The sequence below is a fragment of the Ralstonia chuxiongensis genome, from assembly GCF_024158925.1.
Taxonomy (GTDB): domain Bacteria; phylum Pseudomonadota; class Gammaproteobacteria; order Burkholderiales; family Burkholderiaceae; genus Ralstonia; species Ralstonia chuxiongensis.
In genome coordinates this window covers 832,410-844,828 of the sequence record NZ_JAMYWC010000003.1, presented here as the reverse complement: position 1 = coordinate 844,828, position 12,419 = coordinate 832,410, and the positions used below count along the sequence as shown (strand labels likewise).

Annotated in this window: 13 protein-coding genes; 3 read left to right on the top strand and 10 right to left on the bottom strand. The window is 62.6% G+C overall.

Translation table 11 applies throughout. The features are described 5' to 3' along the window. Positions 1-106: 106 nt before the first annotated feature. The gene (locus NKG59_RS13250; RefSeq protein WP_253537415.1) at positions 107-646 is read left to right on the top strand and encodes a DUF4124 domain-containing protein; all 540 of its coding nucleotides are present in this window, start codon (positions 107-109) and stop codon (positions 644-646) included. Positions 647-653: 7 nt separating this feature from the next. Here NKG59_RS13250 and NKG59_RS13245 read toward each other — a convergent pair whose 3' ends face one another. Further along, positions 654-1,019: an RnfH family protein gene (locus NKG59_RS13245; protein WP_045204094.1), complete on the bottom strand. Its 366-nt coding sequence runs from the start codon at positions 1,017-1,019 to the stop codon at positions 654-656. Beyond that, positions 1,006-1,443: a type II toxin-antitoxin system RatA family toxin gene (locus NKG59_RS13240; protein ID WP_045204095.1), complete on the bottom strand. Its 438-nt coding sequence runs from the start codon at positions 1,441-1,443 to the stop codon at positions 1,006-1,008. Before NKG59_RS13240 ends, NKG59_RS13245 begins: the two co-directional genes overlap by 14 nt. Before the next feature lie 125 nt (positions 1,444-1,568). Here NKG59_RS13240 and smpB point away from each other — a divergent pair, with 125 nt between their 5' ends. After that, a complete protein-coding gene (gene smpB, locus NKG59_RS13235) occupies positions 1,569-2,015 on the top strand; it encodes an SsrA-binding protein SmpB (RefSeq protein WP_004626709.1) in 447 nt (148 codons plus the stop codon). A 20-nt stretch (positions 2,016-2,035) separates the two neighbouring features. On the opposite strand, the gene NKG59_RS13230 is transcribed toward smpB, so the two are convergent. From NKG59_RS13230 to ppsA, 3 genes are all read right to left on the bottom strand, one after another. Beyond that, entirely contained in the window at positions 2,036-2,962 is a 927-nt protein-coding gene (locus tag NKG59_RS13230) for an SPFH domain-containing protein (protein ID WP_045204096.1), read from the bottom strand. Between the two features lie 49 nt (positions 2,963-3,011). Next, positions 3,012-3,437, bottom strand: coding sequence for an NfeD family protein (locus NKG59_RS13225; RefSeq protein WP_045204097.1), 426 nt, complete (start codon positions 3,435-3,437; stop codon positions 3,012-3,014). Between the two features lie 165 nt (positions 3,438-3,602). After that, entirely contained in the window at positions 3,603-5,990 is a 2,388-nt protein-coding gene (gene ppsA, locus NKG59_RS13220; RefSeq protein WP_045204098.1) for a phosphoenolpyruvate synthase, read from the bottom strand. A 230-nt stretch (positions 5,991-6,220) separates the two neighbouring features. Here ppsA and ppsR point away from each other — a divergent pair, with 230 nt between their 5' ends. Continuing rightward, the gene (ppsR, locus tag NKG59_RS13215; protein ID WP_253537412.1) at positions 6,221-7,072 is read left to right on the top strand and encodes a posphoenolpyruvate synthetase regulatory kinase/phosphorylase PpsR; all 852 of its coding nucleotides are present in this window, start codon (positions 6,221-6,223) and stop codon (positions 7,070-7,072) included. 69 nt (positions 7,073-7,141) lie between these two features. Here the strand turns inward: ppsR and NKG59_RS13210 are convergent, their stop codons facing one another. The 5 genes from NKG59_RS13210 to rnhB all read right to left on the bottom strand — a co-directional run bounded on the left by NKG59_RS13210 (position 7,142) and on the right by rnhB (position 12,417). After that, on the bottom strand, positions 7,142-8,038 hold the full coding sequence (locus NKG59_RS13210) for a metal-dependent hydrolase (protein ID WP_253537399.1): 897 nt from the start codon (positions 8,036-8,038) through the stop codon (positions 7,142-7,144). Positions 8,039-8,070: 32 nt separating this feature from the next. After that, entirely contained in the window at positions 8,071-9,879 is a 1,809-nt protein-coding gene (locus tag NKG59_RS13205) for an SDR family oxidoreductase (protein ID WP_253537395.1), read from the bottom strand. 17 nt (positions 9,880-9,896) lie between these two features. Beyond that, complete coding sequence (locus tag NKG59_RS13200; RefSeq protein WP_045204102.1) at positions 9,897-10,772, bottom strand: M24 family metallopeptidase; 876 nt, start codon at positions 10,770-10,772, stop codon at positions 9,897-9,899. 141 nt (positions 10,773-10,913) lie between these two features. Then, the gene (locus NKG59_RS13195; RefSeq protein WP_253537392.1) at positions 10,914-11,696 is read right to left on the bottom strand and encodes a TrmH family RNA methyltransferase; all 783 of its coding nucleotides are present in this window, start codon (positions 11,694-11,696) and stop codon (positions 10,914-10,916) included. A gap of 22 nt (positions 11,697-11,718) precedes the next feature. Then, a complete protein-coding gene (rnhB, locus tag NKG59_RS13190; RefSeq protein WP_253537389.1) occupies positions 11,719-12,417 on the bottom strand; it encodes a ribonuclease HII in 699 nt (232 codons plus the stop codon). Positions 12,418-12,419: the final 2 nt, after the last annotated feature.

Genomic DNA, 12,419 nt, shown 5'->3' with positions numbered 1-12,419 from the left:
GGCCTAAATTGGCGAGTGGCGATCACGCCACCGGGCTCCCGTGCGCGTCCAGGGGCCGTCGTCGGGTCGGCCAGCGCGCCGTCGGCAGTCCACGACCGAGAACTCCATGAAACGACTGCACGTCCTGTTGCCTGCCACCGCTGCCCTGATCGCCCTCGCTTGCCCGGTTGCCCAGGCGCAATGGGCTTGGCAATGGCGCGATGACAAGGGCCACATGGTCTACAGCGATGCCGCACCGCCGCCGTCGGTGCCGCCAAGCCGCATCATCCGCAATCCGAACAGCCGCACAGCCACAGCGTATGAAGCGCTGTCCGCGCCGGCCTCGGGCGTCAAGGCGGCGGACCCGAACGCGGCGGCCAAACCCGGCCAGCCAGCCTCGGGCGTCGCCGCATCCAACCCCGATGAAGAGCTGCGCAAGCGTATGGCCGATCGCGCCAAGAAAGAACAGGACGAAGCCAGGCAGGCAGAGGCTGCCCAGCGCAAGCAAGCCGAATGCGCACGCCTGCGCAACGAAACCACGTATATGCAAGACGGCCGCCGCGTCGGCTCGGTGCAGGCCGACGGCTCGATCGCCTATATGGATGACAACCAGCGCGCTGCAGCCCTGCAGCGCAACCAGGCAGCCCTGAGCGCCAACTGCAACTGATTTCTTGTTATTCGAGGACGTCGTCTTTGGGCGGCGCCTCGTTGCGCAGCCACTTCAGCCCTTCGCGCGTCCCGGTGGCCCGCACCTTCTGCACACGCCGCCGGCGTGCAGTTTTCGGATCGGCGATCAGCGGACCCAGGATTTCTACCCGATCGCGCGCATGCAATGCGGCATCCGGCGTCTTGCGCTTGCCGTAAACGCCCAGCCGGCAGGTATCGATGGTCAGATCCAGGCCGTTGAGCACGCCGGACGCATGCACGGCGTCAGCCACCGTCGCCTGCGCCGGCACTTGTACGTTGACGAGCCGCGGCGGCGTGACCGTCGCCAGGCAGACCATCACGTTGATCACGGTGTTGGAATCAGGATTCGCCATACACCGTCTCCGCGCGTTTGACGAACGAATCGACGAAGGTGTTGGCGATCATGCTGAACACCGGGCCAATCAGCTTTTCCAGAATCACGCTGGAAAACTCGTAATGCAGGTGGAAGTTGATCTTGCAGGCGTCCGCGCGCAACGGCGTGAAGATCCAGAAACCGGTGAACGACTTGAAAGGCCCATCTGCGAACGTCATATCAATGCGCGTGGGCCGCGCTTGCACGTTACGCGTGCGAAAGAACTGGTGAATGCCCTTGAAGGCGATGTCCACTCGCGCGTCGAGTGACGTTTCCGTCTGCTCGTAGATTTCCACCCCGCCGCACCATGGCAGGAAGTTCGGATAGTCCTTGACGTCGGTGACCAAGTCGAACATCTGTTCGGCCGAGTAGCCTATCAACACGGTTTTTTCAACATCTGCCATGCGTCATCCGAAAGCTTTGCGTGCCGCGTCCCGGCTGGGATTGCGGCGGATTTGTTAAACTCGCCATTTTATCGCAGCGCATGCAGGGATCGTCACCCCAAGGCGCGCACCGCATATTCCAAAAAATGACCATCGCCGACAACAAAAAGGCCTTTTTCGATTACTTCATCGAAGAGCGCTACGAAGCAGGCATGGCTCTTGAGGGCTGGGAGGTGAAAGCCATCCGGGCCAACCGTGCGCAGATCAAGGAAGGCTACGTCGTCATCCGCAACGCCGAACTGTTCCTGATCGGGGCCCATATCAGCCCGCTGCAATCGGCCTCCACGCATGTCAATCCAGACCCCGTGCGCACTCGCAAGCTGCTGTTGCACGCCGAAGAGATCAAGAAGCTCATCGGCAAGGTGGAGCAGCGCGGCTACACGCTCGTGCCGCTCAATCTGCACTACACGCGCGGCCGCGTGAAGTGCGAAATCGGCCTCGCTAAAGGCAAGAAACAGTTCGACAAGCGCGAAACCGAGAAAGACCGCGACTGGCAGCGCGAAAAAGCCCGCCTCATGCGCGAGAAGGCTTGAGCCCTCTGGCTTCCCGACTTTTATGCGGCCGGCCGTTGCTGCTTCACAATCGTCAACGCTGACGCAATCATCGTGCTCAGGTCGCCCATGTTGCCCGGCACTATGAGCGTGTTGCCCTGCTTGGCCAGGTTGCCGAACGCGCTGACATACTCTTCCGCCACCTTCAGGTTGACGGCATCGACACCGCCCTCGGTGCGAATGGCCTGACCGATCTTTTGGATCGCCTGCGCGTTGGCTTCAGCCACCGCCAGAATCGCCGCCGCTTCGCCCTGCGCCTTGTTGATCGCGGCCTGCCGTTCCCCTTCTGATTTTTGGATGGCTGCCTCGCGCGCACCGGATGCCAGATTGATCTGCTCCTGGCGCTTGCCTTCGGATGCGGCGATCAGCGCACGCTTTTCACGCTCTGCCGTGATCTGCGCCTGCATGGCGTGCAGGATTTCCTTCGGCGGCGTCAGATCCTTGATCTCGTAGCGCAGCACCTTCACGCCCCAGTTCGATGCGGCCTCATCCAGCGCATTGACCACGCTGTGGTTAATGAAGTCGCGCTCCTCAAACGTCTTGTCCAGTTCCAGCTTGCCGACAACCGAGCGCAGCGTCGTCTGCGCCAGCTGCGTGATGGCGATCACGAAATTGCTCGATCCATACGAAGCCCGCATCGGGTCGGTCACCTGGAAATACAGGATGCCGTCCACTTGCAGCTGCGTGTTGTCCTTGGTGATACAGATCTGGCTCGGTACGTCGAGCGGGATTTCCTTGAGCACGTGCTTGTAGGCCACGCGATCAACAAAGGGCAGCACGATATTGAGCCCCGGAGAGAGCGTCGCGTGATACTTGCCCAGCCGCTCCAGAATCCAGGCGTGCTGTTGCGGCACGATCTTGATGCCTTGCGCGATGAGCACGATGGCGGCAAACAGGACGATGATCGCGAGAGTCCCCAGCTCGAACATAGAACCTCCGTGGTTGGGCTTGTTGGTTGTTTTTGGTTGTTGTTGGTGGCTACCTGGGCGCGACGACAAGCACGTTGCCACGCACTTCGACGATCCGGAATTCGCCAGCGGCGGCCGATGCGTGCGGTGCAAGTTCGACATCCCATGCGGCGCCGCGATATTGCACGCGCGCGCGTCGCTCTGGTGACCAGGCATCGACGCGCAACGTCTCGCCGATGTCCAGATTGACGTTGCGATTGCGCGCGGCATTCTCGCGCGTGGTGCGCCCATAGCGCGTGCGCCGCAGCCCGACGATACCGAACACCGCCACGATGGCGGCCACGATGGCTTGGGCGGGAAACGCAAGGCCGATCAGCGCGGCGAGACCGCCAGCGACCAGGCCGATTGCCACCATCAGCAGATAGAACGTCCCCGTCATCAGCTCGCCGATGACGAGCAGCACGGCCAGAGAAAACCAGACGGTCTGAGCCGACATACTCCCTCTCCCGGAATCCCATAAAAAAACCCCCGCGACGCTGCACGTCTGCGGGGGCATGTCGCTCGGCCCCCGCCAGCGTAGGACGCCATCGGGCACTTCGCGTTCTTGTTGGCGCGTACCCGTCAGGATACGCGCCTTGTCTTACGACACTCTAGGTCGGAATTAAGCGGAACCCAGCTTCTGCCACGTGGCGATCACCGAATCCGGGTTCAGCGAGATCGACGAGATACCTTCCTTGGCCAGCCACTCGGCAAAGTCCGGATGGTCAGACGGGCCCTGCCCGCAGATGCCGACGTACTTGTCCATCGACAGCGCCGTGGAAATGGCACGCTGCAGCATGAACTTGACCGCCGGATCACGTTCGTCGAAGTCCTTGGCCAGCAACTCCATGCCGGAGTCGCGATCCAGACCCAGCGTGAGCTGCGTCAGGTCGTTCGAACCGATCGAGAAACCGTCGAAATGCTGCAGGAACTGCTCGGCCAGGATCGCGTTGGACGGCACTTCGCACATCATGATCAGGCGCAGGCCGTTCTCGCCGCGCTTCAGGCCGTACTTGGCCAGCAGCTCGACAACCTTCTCAGCCTGGCCGAGCGTACGCACGAACGGCACCATCACTTCGACGTTGGTCAGGCCCATTTCGTCGCGCACGCGCTTCATGGCACGGCACTCCATCTCGAAGGCTTCAGCGAAGTCCTCAGCGATGTAGCGCGAGGCGCCACGGAAGCCCAGCATCGGGTTTTCTTCGTCCGGCTCGTAGCGCGAACCACCGATCAGCTTCTTGTACTCATTGGACTTGAAGTCCGACAGACGCACGATCACAGGCTTCGGATAGAACGCCGCTGCGATGGTGGCAATGCCCTCGGCCAGCTTGTCGACATAGAACGCACGCGGGCTGGCATGGCCGCGAGCCACGCTTTCCACGGCCTTCTTCAGGTCGCTGTCGACCTGCGGGTAGTCGAGGATCGCCTTCGGGTGAACGCCGATGTTGTTGTTGATGATGAATTCGAGACGGGCCAGGCCCACGCCGCCGTTCGGGATCTGGCAGAAGTCGAACGCCAGTTGCGGGTTGCCGACGTTCATCATGATCTTGGTGCTGATCGTCGGCATTTCGCCACGCTGGACTTCCGTGATTTCGGTTTCCAGCAGGCCGTCGTAGATCTTGCCTTCGTCGCCTTCGGCACACGAGACCGTCACCAGCGTGCCGTCCTTCAGCAGGTCGGTCGCATCGCCGCAGCCGACCACCGCCGGCACGCCCAGCTCACGCGCGATGATGGCGGCGTGGCAGGTACGGCCACCACGGTTGGTGACGATGGCCGAAGCGCGCTTCATCACCGGTTCCCAGTTCGGGTCGGTCATGTCGGCAACCAGCACGTCGCCGGGCTGCACGCGTTCCATTTCAGCCGGGTCGTTGATCACGCGCACCGGGCCCGTACCGATCTTCTGGCCGATGGCGCGGCCGGTGGTCAGCACCGGTGCCGAGCCCTTCAGGCGGAAACGCTGCTCGACCTTACCGTGCGACTGGCTCTTCACCGTCTCCGGGCGAGCCTGCAGGATGTAGATCTTGCCATCCTTGCCGTCGCGGCCCCACTCGATATCCATCGGGCGACCGTAATGCTTCTCGATGATGACGGCGTACTTGGCCAGTTCCGTCACATCCGCATCGCTGATGGAGTAACGGTTGCGGAGTTCGCCCGGCACGTCGACGGTCTTCACGCGGCCTTCCTCGCCCGGCGCGGTGAATTCCATCTTGATCAGCTTGGAGCCGATCGAGCGGCGGATGATCGGGTACTTGCCAGCGGCCAGCGTCGGCTTGAAGACGTAGAACTCGTCCGGGTTCACAGCGCCCTGTACCACCGTTTCGCCCAGACCGTAGCTGGAGGTGATGAAGACGACATCCTGGAAGCCCGATTCGGTGTCGATCGTGAACATCACGCCCGAGGCGCCGCAGTCCGAACGCACCATGCGCTGGATGCCGGCCGACAGCGCCACCACGTCATGGGCGAAGCCCTTGTGCACGCGGTAGGAAATCGCACGGTCGTTATACAGCGAAGCAAACACGTGCTTGATCTTGTCGAGCACGTCATCGATGCCGAGAACGTTGAGGTAGCTCTCTTGCTGGCCGGCGAACGAAGCATCCGGCAAGTCTTCGGCGGTGGCCGACGAGCGCACCGCGAACGATGCCTCGGCGCCTTCGCGGGCCGACACGCGAGCGTACGACTCGCGAATCTCCTGCTCCAGACGCGGCTGGAACGGTGCGGTAGCGACCCACTCGCGGATCTCCTTGCCGGCGACAGCCAGCGCCTTGACGTCGTCGACGTCGAGGCTGGCCAGACGCTGCGAGATGCGCTCGGTCAGGTTGTTGTGTGCAAGGAAATCGCGGAATGCCAGTGCCGTGGTGGCAAAACCGCCCGGAACGCGCACGCCGGCGCCATCCAGCTGGGAGATCATCTCGCCCAGCGAAGCGTTTTTACCGCCAACGACCTCAACATCGGTCATCCGCAATTGCTCGAACGGCAGCACATAGGCGCCGTCTTGCGACAGGTTAGTCATACAAGCCCCTAAACTAAGTGAAAAACCGGTCGGATGCGCACGGGGCTTTGTTCTTGTCGTCTGGCCGCGCGAATCGCTTGGCTAAATCATCCGGAAGCCCAGCCAGGACTGCCGCAGTGGCATTGCCCGGGAGGCGATTGGCCCGAATTGCTTAGCTAAACGATCGCCGCTATTCTACCGTGCCGCAGCACGATTTCCTGCCGGCGTGCTGGAAAAACCCCTCGTTTTCGATGACCGACCTCGCCTCCGCATCTCCCAACCGCACACCGTTCCGCACCGTTTTCATCGTGTCGGATGGCACCGGGATCACCGCAGAAACGTTTAGCCACTCGATCCTGGCGCAGTTTGAGATGAGATTCCGCCAAGTCCGGATCCCGTTTGTCGACACGATCGACAAGGCGCACGTTGCAGTCGCAAAGATCAACGAGGCATTTCACGTCGAAGGGGTGAGGCCGATCGTCTTCACCACATTGGTGGATGCCGAGGCAAACGAGATCGTCCATCGGGCCAAGGCCACCATCCTGGACATGTTCCAGACCTTCATCGAGCCGCTCGAGAGGGAACTGAACCTCAAGTCCACCCACGCCATCGGCCGGTTTCACCAGAACGCCGACACCGAGGCGTACAAGAACCGCATCGAAGCGATCAATTTTTCACTTGCGCACGATGACGGCCAGTCACACAAGAACCTGGCCGAGGCGGATGTGATCCTGGTGGGGGTATCGCGCAGCGGCAAAACGCCGACCAGCCTGTACCTGGCAATGCAGTACGGCGTGAAATCAGCCAATTACCCGCTCATTCCGGACGATTTCGAGCGCGGCAAGCTGCCCACGGTGCTGTACAACTACAAGAACAAGATTTTCGGGTTGTCGATCGACCCTCAGCGCTTGTCGGAAATCCGCAATGAACGTCGCCCAGGCAGCAAATATGCCGCGCTGGAAAACTGCCGCTATGAGGTCAACGAAGCCGAATCGATGATGCGGCGCGAGGGCGTCAAGTGGCTGTCGTCGACGCACAAGTCGATCGAGGAAATTGCCACGACAATCCTGCAAGACATCAAGATGGATCACAACAACTACTGAGTGAGCACTCTCAGAACTCAAGCACAACGGCCGGCATTGCACCGGCCGTTTTGCTTTTCTGCGGCACAGTCAGGCGCGATCGCGCACCCAGTTGCCGCCATGCGCCGCGGCTTGCGCTGCTGGCGACGTTTCCAGGTAGGCCAGCGCCTGCTCGGTCGATCCCTCGTGATGCGGCGTATAACTGGGGCGGAAATAGCGCAGCGCGGCCCCAAGCATTTTCCAAAACGATGGCAGGCAGTTGCGCCGCGAGCCGTGCCACCAACCACGAATAAAGCCAGGGAACTTGCCCGCGCCCGGATCGCGCTTGTACATGAAGCGGAAGCCCGTCACCAGGAAGTACAGCAACAACAGGATCGTGGTCAGCATGTGGAAGCAGCGCTCAAGATACGAGCCGCCCATGTGCCGGAAGATGTCGAACGCGACGGTACGGTGCTCAACCTCCTCTGCGCCGTGCCAGCGCAGCAGGTCGAGCATGACAGGATCGGCGCGGGCGGCATCCAACCCCTTTGCGTTGAGCACCCAGTTGCCCAGATAGCCGAAAAAGTGCTCAAGCGCGGCGATGATGCCCAACTGCTGCCGCAGCCAGAAGCGCGTGTGGCCGATCTTCAGGCCCAGCGGCTGTTCGCCTAGCACCTTGGAGAACAGCCAATCGAGGCGTTTGGTGAAGGGCTGGGTATCGATGCCGTGGTCTTTGTAGTAATGCGCAAGCACACTGCCGTGCGAGCGCGAGTGGACGGCCTCCTGGCGCAGAAAACCCTCGGCGTCGGAGCGCAGCTTCGTGTCGGTAATCAGCGGCAACGCCTTGTTGTAGACACGGCAAAACCATAGCTCGCCGGCGGGGAACAGCAGATTCAGGATGTTGATGATGTGTGTGCTGGACGGATCGCTCGGAATCCATTGGATGGGCGTGTCCTTCCAGTCGAAACGGACGTGGCGGGCCTTGATGAAGTAATCGGGCGCGGTCATGGTGGTCTCCTGATGTTCTTGTCTGCGCGGGCTCAATGCCCCGCCATGCTTACGCGCGCGATCAGCCGACTGAGCCACTGTGCGTAGCGCGAGATGAAGCGCGACGAATGCGCCTCGATGCCGATCGTGACAACGGGCGTGTTGCGCTGAACCGCGCTGAACATGGCTTTCGCCACGGTCTCGGGCTTGAGGCCACGCAGCTGGTAGAGCTTGGTCGCGCGGGCGCGCAGTTGGGCCTGTTGCGCCTCGGTCGTGCCGGTGTAGACGGTGGAGGCCATGATTCCGGTCTCGGCAAAACCGGGGCAGATGGCCGACACGCCGATGCCTTGCCCGACCAGCTCACCGCGCATGCATTCGGAGAGCATCAGCACCGCGGCCTTTGTCGTCGCATAGGCGGCAAGATCGCGCGATGGCGCAAAGGCGGCCGCCGATGCGGTGTTCAGGATGTGCCCGCCCTGCCCGCGCGCCACCATCTGCTTGGCGAACAGCCGGGCGCCATGGATCACGCCCCACACGTTCACGTGCAGGATGCGTTGCCAATCGCGCTCGGACGTGTCGACAATACCGCCCGCCATGCCGATGCCGGCGTTGTTGACGACGATGTCGGCGCCGCCTAGGTCCTTGCCGACCCAGTCGACCAGCGCTTCCATTTGCTCGGTATTGCCGACATCGACGGTGCGCGCCCACGCCTTGCCGCCGGAGAGACGGATGAGCTTGGCAGTGCGCTCTGCATCTTCGGCACGGATGTCGACAGCGACGATCGCCGCACCCTGCTCCGCGAATTCCAATGCCGCGCAACGACCGATGCCGCTGCCAGCTCCCGTGATGACGGCCAGCTTGCCGGAGAGCGGTTTGCGCTCGCCATGCTGACGCGTGCGTTGCAGCGCTTCGGGTTCCGGCTTGCCCTCGGCATGCTCGATCAACTCGCGTGCCATTTCCGCCATGCGTGCGGCATGCGTCACCGGCAGCCAGTGCCGCGCCACCACTTCGCGCCGCCAATACTGCGGCACCCAGCGCGAGAGGTCTTCGGACAACGCGGGGCTGACGTACTTGTCCAGAGTCGGCACGATGACCTGCACCGGCGCATGCGCGACACGCTTGCGCGGTGTGAACAAGCTGCGGACGAAATTGGCGCGATACAGCGACACACCGCGCACGCCATCGGCGGTCTGCGTGGCACGCGGCACGATGGCGGTCTTCTCAACCCGACGCAGCACACGCGGCCACGCGCGCCCGAGCCACAGGCGCCAACTCAGCTCTGGCACGATGGGTAAATGGAACAGCAACACGTACCACGAGCGCACGAGCTGCCCTAGCATCTTGCCCAGGGACGACGGCGTCGGCCGCAGCAGCCGCGCGCGCATCCAGTAACCCACGTGGTCGAGGCACGGTCCGGAGCACGATGTGTATGACGCGATGCGTCCGCGCAGGCGCTCCTCCGTCACGAATTCCCATGACTGGATCGAACCCCAGTCGTGCGCGATCAGGTGCACGGGCTTGCCTGGGCTCAGCGTATCGATCACGGCGATGAAGTCCTCGGTCAATCGCGCGAAGGTGTAATTGCGTATCCCCTTGGGCGAACTCGACTTGCCGGCGCCGCGCACGTCGTAGGCAACGACGTAGTAATCCCGCGCGAGCAGCGGCGCCATCTCGTGCCAGACCTCGCTGTTGTCGGGGTAGCCGTGCACGAGTACGACGGTCGGATGCGCCGGGTCGCCCCAGGTCTTGACGGCGAGCGAGACGTCGCCGGATTGCACCGTGCGCTCCGAATGTCCTGTCGGTAGTACTACGGCGACCGGCTCAAACAACGCCAGCGGAGCCTCTTCAAGAAGCGTTTTCATGTGAGCCTCCTCCCGCGTCAGGCGGCGCGCTGCTGCGCAAGCTGGCGTTGCTGCCAGCGGCGCACGTGCGGCAGATCGTCGTCGAGCCAATAGGCATCGTCTTCGGTGATGACGAGCAGCTCTTCGAACTTGGCACCGACGCCATGGAAACCCAGGTGCGGCTCAACGGCCCACAGGCCCGGCACCGGCGCGTGCTCAGATCGACGGTCGATCGACCACAACGGCGACCACCCTTCCTGCTTGCCGCTGCGCACTTGGTCGAGGATCAGATTGCGCGTGGCATTCAACCCGAAGCGCGCAACGAAACGCGGTTTGGATGGGCTCTCCAGCTTGGCCACGCGATGCGCCAGAACCTTGAATGGATATGCCTTGTGGCGCGGCTCCACGCCCTGCTTCATGCAAAGCTGGTCCACCGCGCGTGCCACGTCGGCCATTGATCGACGCTCGCGGATCAGGCGCACGATCAGTTCGCGATGCGCCATCAGATCGTCCTGCAGTTGTTCGAGGATGGCGTTCTCGCCAAGGCACATGGCGTAGCCCACATCAGCGATCACGCCATTGCGCACGGGCGCCACGTCGAGGATGACCGGCATGTTCTCCTCCAGCCGCCGCGACGATGGAAAGAACGCCAGGTTGAAGCCGGCCATATGCGTCAGGCCCGAAAAGCCCTGGAACGCCGTGCGATCGCCAAACCAGGCGAACGGCTTGTGCAGCCAGTCGTGCACGCCACGATCGCCAAGCCACTCAGTGAGCAGCTTGGCCGCGTCCTTTTCGGTCATACCGGGGCGAAGCATGCCACCGACGGCTTCGACGCACGCGTAGGCGAGTTGCTGGATTTCGCGAAACTGGGCGAGTTCGTCGACATGGACGCGCGCCAGGGTGGGGTTCGGCATGCCGGTCTCCTTGAGTGTGGGTATCGAGGGCGCTCATTGGCACCGCGCTCAATGTTCCATTACCCAATGTCAAAGTCAATGCGGGACTTTTCTGGCGTTTGAAAACGCCGTGTGACCGGTAATCGACAAAAAAAAGAGGGTTTAGCCCGCGCGGCGTTGTCGCACGGCTTCAAACAGACAGATCGCTGCTGCTGCAGCCACATTGAGCGATTCCATGCCGCCCGGCTGCGGAATCGTCACCGGCGTCGTCACGGCAGAAAGCCATTCTTCTGACACGCCTGCGCCCTCGTTTCCGAACACCCAACCGACGGGCGCCTTGAGCGGCACATCAAACACAGCCTGCTTGGCGTGTGAGGACGTCGCCAACAGCGGCACCTGAAGGCGCGAATGCACGCTCTCGAACGTGCAGTGTTCAACGATGTTCAGGTGGAAATGCGCACCCATGGCCGCCCGCAGCGTCTTGGCCGACCACGCGAACGCGCAGCCCGGCGTCATGAACACATCGCGCACGCCGGCGGCGGCCGCACAGCGCAAGATGGAACCGACGTTGCCGGCATCCTGAATGCCATCAAGAATTACGCAGTCCGCATCAATGATTTGCGGCAACTGGCCCTCCGGCGTCTCGACCAGGGCCATCAGATCGACGCCGTTGACGACGGTGGTGAGCTGAGCAAACAGGTTGTCTGCCAGCAGGATGACGATTTCCGGATCAACGCGATCGAGCACCGCGGCCACTTCCGGGTGCCGGATATGGCGCTCCGAAACCAGGCATTGCGCCGGCATGTGGCCCGCATCCAGATACGCCGCAACCAAATGCACGCCATCGAGCACGGATTGCCCCGCACGCCGACGATGCTGCGTCGAGCCCGAAAGCGCCTTGAGATGCTTGAACACCGCGTTATCGCGGGAAGTGATGTGCTTCACGAATGGGCCCAGCAGAAAAAGGTCAGTCGTCCCAGGCGCTGCCTGCAGCCGTGGTTTCGATGCTGATGGCGCTCATGCCCTCCAGCGCACGACGCACGGGCGCGAACGAGCGCCGATGATGCGGCGTCACGCCATGCAGGTCGATCGCGGCCAGATGCTGCGGCGTGCCATAGCCGGCATGGACGTCAAAACCGTAGACCGGAAACTCGATGTGCAGCGCGGCCAATTGACGGTCACGCGTGACCTTCGCCAGGATGGACGCCGCCGAAATGGCCGGCACCAGCGCATCGCCCTTGACGATGGCCTCCACCGCGAACGCCACCTGCGGGCACCGATTGCCATCCACCTGCACAAGATCAGGCAGCGTGCCCAATGCGGCCACGCCGTGCACCGCACGCTGCATGGCCAGCATGGTCGCGTGCAGGATGTTGATGCGGTCAATTTCCTCGACGGTGGCTTCCGCCACATGCCAGGCGAGCGCCTTTTCGACGATCTCGTCGTACAGCGCCTCGCGCTTCTTGGCGGTCAGGATTTTGGAGTCGGCCAAGCCTTTAATTGGCTTGCGCGGATTGAGAACGACCGCCGCAGCCGTCACAGGGCCGGCCAAAGGCCCGCGTCCGGCCTCGTCCACACCGCAGAGGATGCGACGCGCGCGCTTGGCCGCCGGCTCTTGCGAGAGCAGCAGGCCAAGCTGGTCGGGATTGGGTTTGCGGGACGCCATGG